The organism is Shewanella sp. KX20019, from assembly GCF_016757755.1.
Taxonomy (GTDB): domain Bacteria; phylum Pseudomonadota; class Gammaproteobacteria; order Enterobacterales; family Shewanellaceae; genus Shewanella.
This window is the reverse complement of the sequence record NZ_CP068437.1, coordinates 1,575,734-1,592,864: the sequence shown is the minus strand read 5'-3', so window position 1 is coordinate 1,592,864 and position 17,131 is coordinate 1,575,734. Positions and strand designations below refer to the sequence as shown.

Annotated in this window: 9 protein-coding genes; 3 read left to right on the top strand and 6 right to left on the bottom strand. The window is 45.5% G+C overall.

What is annotated here, in order from left to right; genetic code table 11:
- Positions 1 to 77 precede the first annotated feature (77 nt).
- The 3 genes from JK628_RS06950 (at position 78) to JK628_RS06940 (ending at position 4,311) form a co-directional block, all read left to right on the top strand.
- A complete protein-coding gene (locus tag JK628_RS06950; RefSeq protein WP_202288766.1) occupies positions 78 to 1,064 on the top strand; it encodes a DUF4382 domain-containing protein in 987 nt (328 codons plus the stop codon).
- A 510-nt stretch (positions 1,065 to 1,574) separates the two neighbouring features.
- Positions 1,575 to 3,068: a hypothetical protein gene (locus tag JK628_RS06945; protein ID WP_202288764.1), complete on the top strand. Its 1,494-nt coding sequence runs from the start codon at positions 1,575 to 1,577 to the stop codon at positions 3,066 to 3,068.
- Positions 3,069 to 3,837: 769 nt separating this feature from the next.
- Complete coding sequence (locus JK628_RS06940) at positions 3,838 to 4,311, top strand: LabA-like NYN domain-containing protein (RefSeq protein ID WP_202288762.1); 474 nt, start codon at positions 3,838 to 3,840, stop codon at positions 4,309 to 4,311.
- A 105-nt stretch (positions 4,312 to 4,416) separates the two neighbouring features.
- On the opposite strand, the gene JK628_RS06935 is transcribed toward JK628_RS06940, so the two are convergent.
- The 6 genes from JK628_RS06935 to malQ all read right to left on the bottom strand — a co-directional run bounded on the left by JK628_RS06935 (position 4,417) and on the right by malQ (position 16,825).
- Positions 4,417 to 6,192, bottom strand: coding sequence for a glycogen synthase (locus tag JK628_RS06935; RefSeq protein WP_237524162.1), 1,776 nt, complete (start codon positions 6,190 to 6,192; stop codon positions 4,417 to 4,419).
- A gap of 3 nt (positions 6,193 to 6,195) precedes the next feature.
- Positions 6,196 to 7,461, bottom strand: coding sequence for a glucose-1-phosphate adenylyltransferase (gene glgC, locus JK628_RS06930; RefSeq protein WP_202288761.1), 1,266 nt, complete (start codon positions 7,459 to 7,461; stop codon positions 6,196 to 6,198).
- A gap of 55 nt (positions 7,462 to 7,516) precedes the next feature.
- Positions 7,517 to 9,973: a glycogen/starch/alpha-glucan phosphorylase gene (locus JK628_RS06925; RefSeq protein WP_237524219.1), complete on the bottom strand. Its 2,457-nt coding sequence runs from the start codon at positions 9,971 to 9,973 to the stop codon at positions 7,517 to 7,519.
- Between the two features lie 65 nt (positions 9,974 to 10,038).
- Complete coding sequence (gene glgX / locus JK628_RS06920; RefSeq protein WP_202288759.1) at positions 10,039 to 12,234, bottom strand: glycogen debranching protein GlgX; 2,196 nt, start codon at positions 12,232 to 12,234, stop codon at positions 10,039 to 10,041.
- Between the two features lie 3 nt (positions 12,235 to 12,237).
- Positions 12,238 to 14,487, bottom strand: coding sequence for a 1,4-alpha-glucan branching protein GlgB (gene glgB / locus JK628_RS06915; protein ID WP_202288758.1), 2,250 nt, complete (start codon positions 14,485 to 14,487; stop codon positions 12,238 to 12,240).
- Positions 14,477 to 16,825, bottom strand: coding sequence for a 4-alpha-glucanotransferase (gene malQ / locus JK628_RS06910; protein ID WP_202288757.1), 2,349 nt, complete (start codon positions 16,823 to 16,825; stop codon positions 14,477 to 14,479). The genes glgB and malQ overlap by 11 nt, the downstream gene beginning before the upstream one ends.
- Between the last annotated feature and the right edge of the window lie 306 nt (positions 16,826 to 17,131).

Genomic DNA, 17,131 nt, shown 5'->3' with positions numbered 1-17,131 from the left:
AATCCAACAACACCTTGTAGCAAGATTACCTACAAATGGGTACCATTAGAAAAAACTGATGAATAATGGAGACCCTAATGAAAAAGTATAAAACCGCTCTACTATTGATATCCGCTTCACTTTTAACCAGTGCATGCGGCAGTGACAGTAATGATGTCGCTCCAGAAGCCCTAACAGGTCAGTTTTCCTTAGCTGTTTCAGACTCACCAATGGCCGGAATTTCTCATGTCGGCATGGTAATGAGTGAATTGGTCTTAACAGATTCCAAAGGAGTTGTTCTGCGACATAGTTTACAAGATATGGCGTTTAATCTGCTCGACTATCAAGGTATGGACAGCCACATGGTGATTTCAGGTATCGAATTACCTGCGGGACACTATCATGATGTCCATATTAATATCGTTCAGGGAGATGGTAACCAAGGTTGTTATGTGGAAGACGGTCAAGGACGCCACGGTTTAAAAATTTCCGATGGTCACTTGCCCGTTGAAGATTTCGAAATAGTTCACAACCAGCACCACTCTATGACATTAGAGATTGACCTATATCGTGGCCTTTCTCATGGGCAAGATGAATATCAATTGCACCATGAAGGAATGTGGTCAATTGATAATAGCCACATGGGGCATTTGCTCGGTGAGGTTGACCCTCAGTGGATAGCAGACTGTGAAACAGCCTATATAGATAAAACACCAGTCGACGCTCAATTTCACCATTTAGCCTATCTGTATGCAAATGATGTAACGGATATTAGCCAGATGGCAGATATGGGAATAACACCTCCAGCAGGCATGAATAGCCCGGTTGCAGTATCCCGCATGATGCAGGACAGTGCAGGAAATTGGAGTTTTACTATGGGGTACTTACCTGAAGGTGAATATCGTGTTGGCTATAGCTGCTTAGGTCATTTGGACGATCCCGTAACTGATGACATCAGTGAGGGGGAGTTTAAAATGTTTAAAGACTCAGGTTCTATCACTATCGACGCGGGTAATTCAGGTGGTCAACAGACTACCCATGAGTGTGGTAACGGCAATGGTGGCCATCATGGCGGTCATCGCTAAATAATTAAGTCTCTACATTAAAAATTAGCGTCTAATATGGCGCTAATGTTTCGAGAATTGCTATATTTCATTGAAGACAGCTCGTATCTGCTGGCACTCGCCACCATAATCAACAGCCTTACTCAACATCTCACAATATGGCTAACATACGCCATGAGCAATTAGCGATCCTTATGTGGCAAGTTAATGTCAGCCGCATTATTCCTAACTCCAAAAAGCGTCATTTTCCCGTCTTTAAACTAAAATTATACTAAAACAGCTAAAACCCACGCCGATACAAACCGATACCAAGGTTAAAAAAGGCGGTTCAATTTATTCCAGTTACAACTTATCAAAAACCTAACCCAACAAACCAATCACAGTAAAACCATCAAGGTAAACCCGGTAAAAACAATGAATTAACATTCATTAGTTATTTTAAAATTAATTGATATAACTCCTAATATTGGCCAACTATTTGCTACTAACACTGCAATACAAAACATAAGCAACTTTATTAAGGTGTAACTGGTGAAAAAACAACTCTCTTTGGCAATAGCAATGGCATTAGGTTTATCAGCGTGTGGTAGCAGCGATAGCTCTTCTACTCCTCCACCAGCCCCTAAATATGACTGGCAGATAATCAATCTTAACGTTGTCAACCAATCTGATGTTGCCAAGGGTTGCATCATTTACGATGATGCCCTTGCCGAACCTGAAAAGGTAATCACTGCGTCGGTTGCTATCTATGGCTATAACATTTTATTCCATAATCGTGACGGTAGCGTAATCGCCAAGCACACCATTAAAGCCTCTGAGATCCCAGCGACAGGCATCGTTACCATTGATAGTGCCAATGTGCCCGACGGCGGATTTGTTTCACTTGAAGAGGTTGATGGCGGTATTGGTGGTAACGCTGATGTCTATATGTTCTCGGTTCAAAAAGAGCTGCTATCCGATCTCGTGCTAAATGTGCGTCAGCCACAAAATGGTGTGAGCTGCTATAAAGGCGAGCAAAACTTGTCTGTAGAAGTCGTTAAAAGCGCTGCGGTATCGGTGCTGCAAGAGAAAAATATCGGCTATTACCAATCAAGTTACGGACTAGATGTAGATGGCCACAGTATCTCATCACATATTCCGGTTAAGTCTGAACTTCCCGCTACAAAGCAGGTACTCGTGACAGCTTATGAGAACGATACTGCTGGCAACACCACCATCATGAGCTACTACGGTTTAATCCAGTCGGGTTATATCTATGATAGCAATACCGACAGCTCCATTGTGGCTAGACCATTAACTAACGAGAACTTGATTAACCAGCCTTGGACTACAGCTAGCAACTTGAGCGTAGACAAAAATAGTGCTGTCTACATGGTCAATAGTGAAAATACCTACCTATGGCAGTCAATTTTTGACAGCAACCAAGAGTTTGCTTTAGTCGATGGCAGCAGCAATATGCAGCAGTGGTCAGCCTACTTTACCGGTACAGACAATGATTACGACTGGCTATACCACTCATTCATTGCACTCGATGGCAGTAATAGCATAGTTGTAAACTCACTGCCTACAATGTATGACTTTGGCGATATCAGTATTGACGCCAACTGCAGCTCTGAGACTTCAGCAGACTTTTGTATCGACACCTCAAGCTACAGCAGCAATGATTTTGACTTACAACGCACCCAAGTACGCTCAACAACCACTGTAGGCGGCCGTAACTTCTATCAATCTATCTATGCCGTGCCAAACACACAGCAGGTATTGATGAACAGCAGTGTTGTTACAATGGCGCCAGAGTCAGCCAATCGCGTTGAAGTCGGCCTCACGGCATCTGACGACCTACCACAAGCGCTTAAGTACATGATGGCTGAATCCGTTAATATTCAAACTGCCGCTAAAGATTCGCCACTCGTGCCAAATTATAGCGACACTAACGGTTCTATTTTGACTATCGCAGAAAAGGGCGCGGCTCATCAAGCTATCTTGTCAACCAACAGCACTATGGTTTCAAACAGCAAAAATTAATCAACACATTCCATGATCCGAATGAGAGCTAACAACTAAATTAAAAAGGACGCAATGGTTGCGTCCTTTTTTATTCACCAAATAAAATCACTTATGCCATAAGACTTAACCCAATGTTAAGTGAAACAACTCCCTCAGCACACAGATATTCAAAACCCGACTACAATTAATAGTGCTTTTAATTGATCAGAAATAAGTTCTTTTGACCACTACTCAGACGGTTAACCTTATGATTAAACCTAAAATCTATACACGAGTAATTGAAACAATTAGGGTTAATGGCCAGTATTTTGCTGAAAGGCGGGTTAAGTCCAGAGAGCCAACTACTGACAATCCTCAAGTAAAACACTATGTAGGCAAGCGCAAACTAAACTGCCATAGAGATACCATTATCGACATTTGGGTCTAATACCCGCTTGCCTTCTACGCTTTGATTAGTGATTAAATCAATAAATTTTTATTATTACTCTGCTCTTAATCTGCTCCTACTCGGCCATTAACCAGCTCCTACTCGGCTCCTATTCTGCCCTTAATCTGCTCCGACTCTGCCCTTAATCTGCCCTTAATCTGCTCCTACTCTACTCTTAACCTGCTCCTACTCTACTCTTAACCTGCTCCTACTCCGCCATTAACCTACTCTTAATTAGCTCGGGTCCAGTTCCTACTCAGCCTTCACTAACGTTAACTGCGGTTAATTTCCCTCAACGCTTCACTCCTTTAACCGCCTAAGGTATTGTCTTGAGTGCTACTTTCTAAAAATGGTCATGTCGTGAAAAAAATCGCTCTGTTTGTTGATGTACAAAATATCTACTACACCTGCCGGCAAGCCTACGGCCGTCAATTTAACTACCGTAAACTTTGGCAGCACCTGGGCTATGAAGGCGAGATAACCAACGCCACAGCCTATGCAATTCACCGTGGTGATGACGGTCAGCTAAAATTTCAAGATGCACTAAAACACATAGGTTTTGAGGTCAAACTTAAGCCCTTTATACAACGCAGTGACGGGTCGGCTAAAGGTGACTGGGATGTTGGGATCACTATTGACATCATGGAAGCGGCGAGTGAAGTCGACAGCGTAATCCTACTCTCTGGCGATGGAGATTTTGACCTGCTAATGCTCAAGATTTATCAAAAGTATGGCGTTGAAACGCAAGTTTATGGTGTTCCGGGGCTAACGGCCAAATCGCTCATAGACTCAACGAGTCAATATCACGAGATTGATGACAGCTTATTGCTCTAGTTTGCATCATGGCGAGATAACCATTTTAACGGTGCAGATAATCAGTTTAAAAACGATAAAAAGCCTTCAACGGATCCATTGAAGGCTGTTGCCATCATATCCAGCTTAAACGCAATAGAGTTGCTCAACATATTTCGCCGCTTGGCTATGCCAGTCAAACCGTTGCTGTTTAGCTAATTGCTCCATCGCCTGCCATTTATCGCTATTATGTAACTCAATAGCATGTTCAAAGGTTGAGATAAGCGCAGCGCCTTGCGTAAACACATCGCAGCCTTCAAAGACAAAGCCAGTTTCTAAATGATGCACGGTATCTTTAAGTCCGCCCACATGATTAACCAAGCACAGCTGACCTTCGCGCATCGCGAGCATTTGGCTTATACCACAAGGCTCAAAAGAGCTCGGCATTAGAAACAGCGAACCGCCTTGATACAGCACTTTAGACAAACCCTCATCATAACCATCCAGAAAGATGAAGTTGTCATAACGAGCCGCAACATCGGCAAACTCACGGGCAATACGTTTATCGCCACTGCCCAACAGTAGACATTTTCCGTTAGGCTTTAACACAGCCAATCGCTCAAGTAGCACTTGTAATACTGTTTTGCCGCGCCAATGTGGTTGAACGGCAGCATCAGAAAAGCGATAACGTAATATCATCACTTTTTGGTCGGTGAGCCGCCCCACAGACGTCATTAGAAAATCGGGAACGCTAGGTAAAGTTTGCTCTGGAGACAGCGCTAAGCACTGCCCTAATTTCCGTTCTATATGCGCTGTTGTTAATGATGGTTCGAGGTTATTTTGCCATTGTTGCAGCCGAGATTGTGCGACAAAATGCTGACTGCTGACATGCTCATTACCGACTTGCCAACCCAACAACGCAGTTTCGGCTTTAGCCAGAACGGTTTGCCAACACTGCGCTGTTAACGATCGCGGCTCTGTTTGCTGGCCATCATTAACAGCATCCGCTTGCGTCGGGTCTGGGTACATACAGCCATTTAAAATGCCAATAAGGCTTTGCTGATCAAGCTTAGATAGCAAGTCTGCTTCTAACCCCTCACCGCCATAGAAACCCTTAGCATGCACTGACGCTTTGAGCACCTCTTGTGCATAACTTGGCGATACCAGGTGTACCCTATCGCTCAAGGTAATTGCCGCTCGAAGTGGATTGATACAGTTGCAATACCTTGGGTCTGATATGGCAGCAAACTGTTGCTCACTCAAGGTTTCAGTGAATGCTGGAAACCAAGCAGCAAGCGAGGAGGTTTCATCTCGAATTGGCCTAATTCCTTGCAAAGCTAAATTATGAATACTAAACACACAAGGCAATCTCTTAAGCTGCTGCAAACGACTATCGAACGCCCGTAACATTGCAAAAATGCCGCAATGCCAATCATGTAGATGGATAACCTCAGGCACTGGCGATATCAGCTGACTCGGTTTATCCGCAGCTATTGCTAGTAAATCATCATTTAGCACCTTGGCGACTGACAGACTAAACAGCGCAAACTTGGTGGCGTCATCTGCAAACGGTCGCGCCGCGTCGCCTTGGAAATAGATCTGTCCATCAGCATTAAATTGTGGATGTGAGAACAGATAGAAATGGCAGTTATCGAGACTCGGGTGCGGCGCTTTATAGACTGCAACGCACTCCTGTTTGCCGGCGAAATCAACATTAATATCAGCAAGCCACTGTGCATTGGCGGCATGCTCTAAAAAACCATAGCTGGGCATCGCTACATCGACAGCCACATTAAGCTTGGCTAACGCTAATGGCAGATCCCTAATAACATCAGCCATACCACCGACTTTACCGCCAGCAATCGCGCCGTTTTCCGCCGCTAACATCAATACTCTTGGCCGCGCTTGTTGTTTATTTGCCATTTGTTATTCATACCCCGCTGGCAAACCCAACATGTCACGCGTGACTAATACCACTCCTTTCTCGGAGACTCTAAAGCCTCTGGCACGATCATGGTCGTGGTTATACCCTATGACACTCCCTTCTGGAATAATGCAGCCACGGTCGATAATGGCATTCTTTATTTTACAGTTACGTAGCAGCACCACATCAGGCAAGATCACCGAGTCTTCCACCAAAGAGTATGAGCAAACCCTGACCTCATTAAACAGCACACTTCTGCGTACCGTTGCGCCAGAGATAATGCAGCCACCCGATATAATGGAGTCAAGTGCCATGCCACGCCTATCGTCATCATCAAAGACAAACTTTGCTGGCGGCAACTGCTCTTGATAGGTCCAAATAGGCCATTTAGCATCATATAGATTTAATGCTGGCGTAGGTGATAGTAGCTCCATGTTCGACTGCCAAAATGAATCAAGCGTGCCAACATCTCGCCAATAAGCCTCTTCATTTTGAAATACACTTCTAAAACGATGTGCGAAGACATTATGATCTTTAATAATCGACGGAATAATATCCTTACCAAAATCACGCTCAGAGCCTGCATTTTCCGCATCGAGTTTAAGCTGCTCAAACAGAAATTCAGTGTTAAACACATAGTTGCCCATGGAGGCTAAACACTTTTCGGGATCCTCTGGCAGATACTTTGGCAATTGAGGTTTCTCTTCAAAACCTAAGATCCGCCCAGACTCATCAACCTCTACCACCCCAAAGGCACCAGCGGCTTCTGCTGTAGGCACTTCTAGGCATGAGACGGTCATATCAGCCCCAGATTCTGCGTGGGTCGCTAACAGCCCCGCGTAGTCCATGCGATAAACATGATCGCCGGACAAAATCATTACGTACTTCGGCAGTTCGTGGCGAATAATGTCAATATTTTGAAACACTGCATCAGCCGTACCTTGATACCAGTTTTCTGAATGGCGCTGCGAGGCAGGCAAGATCTCGACCGACTCACCTAACTCTTTCTTAAAATGGCCCCAACCACGCATAACATGACGAATAAGCGAGTGAGACTTATACTGCGTCACCACCCCAATTCGACGGATCCCCGAGTTGATGCAGTTAGATAATGGAAAGTCGATGATCCTAAACTTACCACCAAAATACAGTGACGGCTTAGCACGCCATTCTGTGAGCTCATGTAGCCGTGAGCCTCTGCCACCCGCTAGAATAATGGCATAGGTATCGCGAGTTAAATTACTGATATAACGAGGGTCATTACTCATACTTGTTCACTCCTTGAACGTACTTGATCGACATGCTTTATTAACTGAACGCGCATCATGCTCTCCAAATTTCATCGCGGTATCCGGCGATAGTCATATCACTTGAAAAACGGCCACTGGCCGCCGTATTTCTAATACTCATTTGTGTCCAACTCAGTTGTTCTTTGTAGCTATTAGCCGCCTTGATCTGCGCTAGCCGGTAGGATTCAAAATCCGCTGCGGTCATCCACGGATCATTAGGGCTTTTAATGCTGTCGATAATCGAGGAAAATATATCGGGTTCTTGCAGATTAAAATGACCACTGTCTAATAACTCCATCACTCCTGAAAGTGCACTCGAGGCCGTGATAAATGACTGAGGGCGATAGTCCTGTCGTAACTCTGTCACCTCTTTAGCGTCAAGCCCAAACAGAAAGAAGTTCTCCTGACCCACCTCCTCCAACATCTCAACGTTAGCGCCATCTAATGTGCCAATGGTCAATGCGCCATTCATCATGAATTTCATATTGCCGGTGCCTGACGCTTCCTTTCCAGCAGTAGAGATCTGTTCAGACAAGTCCGTTGCAGGGCAGATTTTCTCCATGGCGCTGACGTTATAATTTGGCAGGAAAGCAAACCGCAGATACTGGCTAACAACGGCATCGGAATTGACCATGTGCGCGACATTGTTGGCTAACTTGATTAACAGTTTGGCCATAGCATAACCGGGGGCAGCTTTGCCGCCGATTAGCACACAACGAGGGACTAGATTGTCAGTATTACCGAGACGGATCTGTTGATATAGGTGGATAACATGCAAGATATTAAGCAGTTGACGTTTATATTCATGAATACGCTTCACTTGCACATCGAACATCATTTCGGGATCAAATTCGACACTGCACTCACTGCGGATCAGCTGCTGTAACTCCGCTTTATTGGCTTGCTTAACCGCAGCCCACTCTTTAATGAACACCACATCATCAGTAAAGGCATTTAGCGCATTTAGGTGGCTTAAATCGGTAACCCACTCATCACCTAAGCGCTTACTGAGCAGTGCACTTAGCTTAGGGTTACACTGCGCCAACCAGCGCCTTGGGGTAATACCATTGGTGCGATTGTTAAACTTTTCCGGCCATAACTGATAAAAATTCCGAAACAGTCCGCTGGTCAGCAATTGAGTATGCAGGCCGGCAACACCATTGACGGAGAAACTCGCCACAATCGCTAAATACGCCATTCGCACATGAGGTTCATAACCCTCTTCAATAATCGACATATCAGCCAGTTTTACCGCATTGCCAGGCCATTTATGCGCAACCAACTCTAAGTAACGCGCATTTATCTCAAAGATGATCTCCATTATCCGCGGTAGCATATGCTGCATCATTCTTACAGGCCAACGCTCTAAGGCTTCCGGTAACAATGTATGATTGGTATAGGCCATGGTTTGTATGGTGATTTGCCATGCTTCATCCCATTCAAGGAAGTGCTCATCAACCAATAAGCGCATCAATTCAGGGATGGCTATCGCAGGGTGGGTGTCATTGAGTTGCATCACATTGAGTTTGGCAAAATCACTAAAGTCGGTACCATGCTGACTAATCCATGTGTTAAGAAGGTCTTGTAAGCTGGCAGATGACAAAAAGTACTGCTGCCGTAGCCGTAGCTCTTTGCCATTTTCACTGGCATCATTTGGATAAAGCACCATGGTGATCTGCTCTGCCATATTTTTACGAGCTACGGCTTCACTGTAATCACCTTGATTAAATTCAGTGAGATCGAAATCATCAGTCGCTTCCGCTTTCCACAATCTTAAGGTATTAATACGACCATTTTGATAACCCGGTACCGGCATATCGAAAGCCACAGCGAGCACATCTTGCCTATCAATCCAAGTGACATTACTGCGGCCATTGGGGTCTATATAGCTGCTGGTTCTACCGAAAAAAGGCACTTTAACATTATGTTGCGCCGCCCTTACTTCCCAAGGATTTCCCTCTCTTAGCCAGCGGTCTGGCCGCTCGACTTGAAAGCCCTCCACCAGCTTTTGGGCAAACATGCCGTATTCATAGCGAATACCATAACCTGTCACCGCCAAGTCCATACTGGCGCAGCTATCTAGAAAGCAGGCGGCTAAACGCCCCAAGCCACCATTTCCGAGTCCAGCGTCATGCTCTTGCTGCTCAATCTCTTCAAGTGTGACTGAATAATCCTTTAATGCGTCGCGGGTAGTTTGCTCAATATCGAGATTAAGCAGTGCATTACCCAGCGCCCGTCCCATTAAAAACTCCAACGACAAGTAAGCCACTTGCTTACGCCCTTGTGCAATATCATCGATTCGGGTTTGTCGCCAAGGTGCTAGCATCTGCTCTTTTACTGTGGTCGCCAAGGCTTGAAATAGATCCTGCTGTTGATACTCATCTCGGCTTAAACCATTATTGATATGTCGTGCCATCGCAAGGTGAAATGCATCACAAGGCTCACATTGGCTATGCTCAGCAGCTTTATCCTCTACCTCAGCCTGTTGCATCGGTTTTACGGATGTAGATTTGAGTTTTGCTTTAGCCTTAGAAGTGGTCGTCTTTACAGGTGCAGTCATGCGGTTGCTCCTTTAAGTTGAGCATAAAACAACATTACGCTTCGCTCTTCCAGTTGGTATTGCTGAATGGAGGATGAAGTTGATGGGATTAGATCTATTGCCGAGTCGGCTAAACGCAACTCTGATTGAGCCTGCAATGCGCTGGCTTGCTCATCTGTTTGGGTATGCAATAAACATTGCCACGGACCGTAGCCCTCAAGGCAAGGGGCATTAAATGCTAAGCTTTGTTCATCGGCGTTTAGCATCAACAATAGCGCCTGCTGAACTGGCTCAACAGATGCTTCAAAGGCGACATCACCACAGAGCACCAAACTTAAGCTACGTGTATGGGCATCGCTCCACTGCACCTTACTCATCAGTTCGCCTTGGCGGCAAAACCAGTCAAGCCCGGCTCCCTCTGTTGATACATTGTTATGGATAAAATGCTTAGGGTACAAACCTGAGAAACGTTTTCTAATGGCAATCAGCTGCTTAACAAACTGCAGTAAACTGTCCTGTTCGGCGTTATAGGACCAGTCTCGCCAATTGATATCATTGTCTTGGCAATAAGCATTGTTGTTGCCCTGTAAACTATGACCAATTTCATCTCCCGCCAGCAGCATAGGCACGCCTTGCGACAAGATGAGTGTGGTGAGCATGTTGCGCACTTGCCGTTGGCGCAGCGCATTTATCTCTGCACTGTCGCTTTCACCCTCTTCACCATAGTGATGGCTGTAGTTTTCTTGATGTCCGTCTCGGCTTTGTTCACCGTTGAGTTCATTATGCCTTTGGCAGTAACAGACCAGATCATGCAGGCTAAAACCGTCATGGCTGGTGATGAAATTAATACTGGAGCCGGCGCTTCTATCAGCATGTTCAAACAAATCACTCGACCCATGTAACCGCCGCGCTAACTCAGGCAGCATGCCAAAGTCGCCGCGCCAAAAGCGGCGCAGAGTATCGCGATAACGATCGTTCCATTCACTCCAACCTTGAGGATAACCGCCTAACTGGTAGCCTCCAGGCCCGATATCCCAAGGCTCTGCAATCAGCTTTACTCTATTCAGCACTGGATCTTGGGCTATGGCATCGAAAAAACCTGCACCCTTATCAAAACCATGATTTTCTCGACCTAAACAACTGGCTAAATCAAACCTAAAACCGTCTACGCCCATCACTTCAACCCAATAACGTAATGAGTCCATGACCATCTGCAACACTTTGGGATGGCTGATGTTTAGTGTATTCCCACAGCCGGTGTCGTTGATATAAAAGCGTTTATCATTTGGGAGCAATCGGTAATAACTTAAGTTATCAATCCCCTTGAAGCTCAAGGTTGGTCCATGGCGGTTACCTTCAGCGGTGTGGTTATAAACCACATCGAGGATCACCTCTATACCCGAGTCATGCAGCGCGCTCACCATCATCCTAAACTGTTCAATTGGCTCTGGTCCGGTGAGGGACTCGCTTTGATATTGAAAATGGGGCACAAAGAAACTTAAGCTGTTATAGCCCCAATAGTTAGTTAGATTTTTATGCTGTAAAAAGGCTTCATTAATAAAGCTGTGTACTGGTAACAACTCAACACAGGTCACCCCTAGATCGGTTAAGTAATTTAGTATTTTCGGCTCTGCTAAACTTAAATATGTGCCACGAACAGATGCATCAATGTCATCACACTGCTGGGTAAAGCCCTTTACATGCAGCTCATAAATGATATGACCATTAAGATCATTGCCAACATGTGCTGCCGCAGCCCTTAAGGGCGAAATAGCGGCTAATGTAGCAGTATCAACGACTTTGCATTTGGGCATGTAAGCCGCATTATCGTCGCAGTTAAAAGACAGGTCTTCTAACGTGTGGTCAGTGCAGTAACCATAGTGACTTTGATGTTCTACAAATTGACCGACCCACTGCTTAGCATAAGGGTCGAGCAGCAGTTTATTGGCGTTAAATCGATGACCAGAATGAGGTTCAAAAGGACCATCGACTCGATAACCATAGACCAATCCCTTATCTGTGCAGGCTATATGCAGGTGCCACACTTGTTGGCTTTTGTGCATCAAGGGATAACGTGCAAGCTCGTTCTTCCCACTGCTATCAAACACACAAAGCGTGACTGATGTGGCATGGGCAGAGAACAACGCAAAATTAACACCATTATCATCGACCGTTGCCCCAAGCGGATAAGGAAGCCCTCTGGTGGTCAGCATGGTTTATGCCTTACCAATAATTAAACAGGCAAGCGGCGGCACCGTCACTAGTGCGCTAAAAGGCATTCCTTGATATGGAATTTCTTCTGCACAAATGAGCCCCTGGTTACCTACATCGCTACCACCATAAAATGCGCTATCACTGTTAAGCTTCTCGACAAGGTCACCACTCTGAGCAAGTCCGATCCTAAATCCGTGATGCACCTCCGGCGTCATATTAACGATAAACACCAATGAGCTATTGTCTTCAGCACCTAATTCGCCGTGACGTATAAAGCTAAAGATACTCGAGGCTGCATTGTCACAATCTAACCAGCTAAAACCACTAGGGTCGCTATCTTTTAACCAAAGAGCTGTGGATGATTTATAGAGTTTATTTAGATCTTTAACCCAAGCCTGCATCCCTATATGAGGCGCGTACTGCAGCAGGTGCCAATCCAAACTAACATCGTGGTTCCACTCATCTCGCTGGGCAAATTCATCTCCCATGAACAGCAGTTTCTTTCCTGGGTGACCCCACATAAAGCCATAATAGGCCCTTAACGTGGCAAATTTCTGCCAATCATCTCCAGGGATCTTATGCAGCAATGAGCCTTTGCCGTGCACGACTTCATCATGGCTCAAGGCTAAAATAAACTGTTCGGTATATTGGTAGACGAGGCTGAAACTAAGCTCATGGTGATGGTGTTGACGGTAGATGGGATCGCGCTGTAAATAGCTCAAGCTGTCATTCATCCAGCCCATATTCCATTTAAAGCCGAAGCCTAAGTTATATTGTGTATGGCTATCTATCGATTGCGACAGCGGCTTATCAATCACATGGCTCACTCCCGGCCAAGCAGTCGACTCTTCGGCAATCATACAAACACCAGGAAAACGGCGATAGATGCGTTGATTCAAGTTTTGTAGAAAGCTAATTGCAGAGAGATTTTCGCGCCCACCATTAGCATTCGGTAACCACTGCCCCGCTTCTCGACTGTAATCTAAATACAACATCGAAGACACGGCATCGAGTCTCAAGCCGTCAAAATGAAACTCCTCTAACCAGTAACAAGCATTGCTCAATAAATAGCTTTGTACCTCGCCACGTTCATAGTTATAGATCAACGTATCCCAATCAGGATGTTCACCTTGGCGCGGGTCGTGATGCTCATACAAATTGGTACCATCAAACAGGCATAACCCATGGGGATCTTTTGGAAAGTGAGCAGGCACCCAATCCAATAGCACCGCTATGCCCGCCTGATGACAAGCATCAATAAAGATTTTTAAACCGTTCAGGTCGCCAAAACGGTAAGTCGGCGCATAAAGCCCTACAGGCTGATAACCCCAAGAACCATCGAATGGATATTCACTCACTGGCATTAACTGCAGATGCGTAAAGCCCATGTCTACGGTATAGGGGATGAGTTGCTGTGTTAGCTCAGCATAATCAAGGTATTGAGTACCGTCTTCACCCTGCCTGCGCCAAGAGGCTAGATGAACTTCATAGATAGACATTGGCGCTTGATGCCACACCTGTTGACTACGCTCTGCAAGCCATTGCTTATCTTGCCAAACATGTTGCTTAGCGCTGCTCACCATCGAGGCATTACCCGGAGCAGGTTGCATTGCTTTAGCGTATGGATCGGCTCTTTCAATGCAAAGCCCATTTGCATCAATTATCTCAAACTTGTAGTAGGTACCCGCCGTAATATTTGGAATGAAAATTTCCCAAATACCATTGGCAAGATGTTGGCGCATCACGTTGACCGCACCATCCCAATGGTTGAAATCACCGATTAATGACACCCGCTTGGCATTGGGCGCCCAAACACAAAAGAGTACCCCAGTAACGCCTTGGCATTCACGCCAATTAGCACCTAGAAACTGATAAGCTTGTTGCTGTGCCCCCTCACCAAAAAGATAGAGATCATCAGCAGCCAATTGGCTATCAAATTGGTAAGGATCGACAATATTGACTTCGCTTAAAGGGTATTGGACCCGCAGTTTGTAGAGAAATGGCTTTACCCTACGGCCCATTTTACCGCTAAACAGCCCTTCATCATTACACTTAGCCAAGCTCGCTACCTTGCGAGATGTTTTGTGGCAAATAACGTCAACACTCACTGCTCCGCGCAAAAAGCAACGTACAGTCAGTGATTTACCATTGTCGCTTGCATGCATACCGAGTAGTGAAAATACATCAACAAACTCACCGTTTAGTAAAGCGACATCGGAACCATGTTTAAATTCGGGAGCGTTATTGGTCATAGCGGTTTAGTCCATTAGGTTGTAGTGACAATGTTGTTGAGCAAGTTGGTATTTGATCATGGGGCACAGCAGCAGTTGTTCGTGCCAACCTAAGTTGTTTAAACAATACCTTAATGCTCTGATCCGCAGCCATGGTCTCTAAAGTGACAGGCATACGTCGTTGCCAATTAGGATATTCAAGCCAAGTGCCAGGGATATTTACAGGTTGGTTATCAAGGGCCAAATCGCACAATTGCACACTAAATAAATTGGCATTACCTGCGGCGCAAACAGCGATCCAAGCCTGCAATAATACTGGATACTCTGTGCTATCAATATCGCTATGGTTCAGTGCACCAGCACGACACAAAAGCATAAGTAATTGTTGTTTTTCATGGTCACGCTCTTGTAAAGCAGCTTGGAGGGTACTATCGCTGTCAATAAGACCGAGCTTGTGCCTTAGCGCGAGGTCGTCTGCTTGCCACCATGCTAATAACGGTGGTACGTCGTGATTAGCCAACATCATTAAGCTTTGCGGTTGGTATTCTTGTGGTGGCGTAAAAACACCAGCTTGCTTGTTGAAATAAAATAGTTCATTTGACAAAACACCTGCAGCAGATAGCTTGTTGACTATTTCAGGTGGAATAAGCCCTAAATCTTCACCAATGACGCGACATTGTGCCCGCTGACTTTCAATGCACAAGATGGCCAATAGTGCATCCAACGGATAATAGACGTAGGCTCCTTTACCGAGCTCCTTAGATGCAGGCCACCACCATAGGCGCAGAAGCGACATCACATGATCGATACGCAGTGCGCCGCAAGATTGCATATTGCTACGTAACAAGGAGATAAAATGTTGATAGTCACTCTGTTTAAGCGCAATAGGATCTAGCGGAGTCAGCCCCCAATTTTGGCCTTGTGGTGCAAATCGGTCTGGCGGAGCGCCGATACTGGCTTGCTGGCAAAAAGGGTTATTAGCCATTTTAACTTCAACGCTATTAGCCGCGGCTCCCACCGCGAGATCGCGGACCAAACCAATTGACATCCCAAGTTGCTTAGCGTGTCCTTGGCATTGAGTTAATTGCTGCTCGGCAACGAACTGTAGGTAGGCAAAAAAGCGCCTATCGAGGCCTTTAAACTCGCTTAACTCTCTCGTGTCTTCGGCTTGTTGATCGCAAAACTGCTGCAACGGCTCACCTTTGTCGGCGATGAAACGGTTGAAGCACAGTGCTCGCCCGGTAGCCTGTTCAGCATGATGCAATAGGAATAACTTATATAATCGCGCAAAAATACGGTATTTATGGCGACTGACTAAGCGATAGTCGAGCCAATCTGTCGCATTAACTAGCGCCTTAATCGCTATGAGTTCAGCCTTTAACTCCTGTAAATCAGCTCTAGGCTCGCCATTTACAGGGTCAATTACGGCATCAGCCTTTACACTCAATAGCAGCTCAAATTCGGGCACCATCTCAATGTTGATGTAGAGCGGATTTAATCTACGCCTGTCAGATGGACTATAAGGGCTGCACACCTGCGGCTTAGCAATATCAAGCGCATGTAGCGGATTAAGTACTACAAAACTTGCGCCCTCTTTGGCTACAACATCGAGAAGAGATAACAGATCGGCAAAGTCACCAATTCCCCACTGGGTATCGCTGCGTAGGCTGAATAGTTGGATGCTCAAGCCCCAAAGCCGGTCATCTATCCCTGTTTTGCAGCCTTGATAGCTTGTTGCAGGGGCGACCAGCCAGGTTGCAGAAGTTATTCCATCGTCATCGGTATTGGTTTGATCAGTGCAAGCAGCGGCTGCAGGACTATCCAGTGAGAAGCTCACCCGATGATACCCAAGCCCAATGCAAGGAAGCTCGACGCTATCCGTAGCGTCTATTCGCACCAGAGATGAATCAATAAATGCTTGCGTTATGGATAATTGATAATGCAGATAACCCACTGTTTCAATTTGGTAATCACCGGCAACCTCTACCAAGGGGCTAGTGCCGAAATCACTGCAGTGAGAGCGTAACTTATCGCAATAAACGGCAAACTTATATGCGTTGCCATCTTCTAGCTGCAATTCAATCCACAACAAGTCATTGCAGTGTTCGGGGAGGTAAAGGTTGAGTAATGGCGCTTCAATACAGCAATGCTGAAAGCTCGGTAATGCATGAGTCCATGGCAATGCGTCGAGCGCAAAGATTTTGCTGGCAATCAGCTCGTCATTCAGATGCTGCTCACCAGCCAGCATGCAACGTAGTATTCCGATGCGATCTTGTTCTGGAGTATAGATTTTTTCGCCACTACAGCTGACAAACTCGGCACCGACACCCTGCAAATACAGTAACTTCTCTAGCCCCATACTGCTTATCCCCGAATTGACAACGCACGTTGTAGATCGAGCCGTAACCATGCCAGTAACAGATAACAGCTTAAAGACAGTTTTATGTCAATTCGGTGACACCCCTTTGCCAAGGTAGACACCAGAATAAGTTTAGAGTGCCGTCATCAGCACCCACATAACCGTACTGTTGCGGTAAATAAAACGACAATACTATTTAGCGAGTATTGAATTTTCATATTGAAGGCTATCGACGTCATAAAATTACAGAATTAGCTACCTAGATCGAATTTTAGAGTGATTTACACTAGATTTAAGGCTAAATCA

Excerpts from the sequence above, each read along its gene's own strand:
- JK628_RS06950 (WP_202288766.1), top strand. The coding sequence starts at position 78 with ATGAAAAAGTATAAAACCGCTCTACTATTGATATCCGCTTCACTTTTA.
- JK628_RS06935 (WP_237524162.1), bottom strand. The coding sequence starts at position 6,192 with ATGGCAAATAAACAACAAGCGCGGCCAAGAGTATTGATGTTAGCGGCG.
- glgC (WP_202288761.1), bottom strand. The coding sequence starts at position 7,461 with ATGAGTAATGACCCTCGTTATATCAGTAATTTAACTCGCGATACCTAT.
- JK628_RS06925 (WP_237524219.1), bottom strand. The coding sequence starts at position 9,973 with ATGCAACAGGCTGAGGTAGAGGATAAAGCTGCTGAGCATAGCCAATGT.
- glgX (WP_202288759.1), bottom strand. The coding sequence starts at position 12,234 with ATGCTGACCACCAGAGGGCTTCCTTATCCGCTTGGGGCAACGGTCGAT.
- glgB (WP_202288758.1), bottom strand. The coding sequence starts at position 14,487 with ATGACCAATAACGCTCCCGAATTTAAACATGGTTCCGATGTCGCTTTA.
- malQ (WP_202288757.1), bottom strand. The coding sequence starts at position 16,825 with ATGGGGCTAGAGAAGTTACTGTATTTGCAGGGTGTCGGTGCCGAGTTT.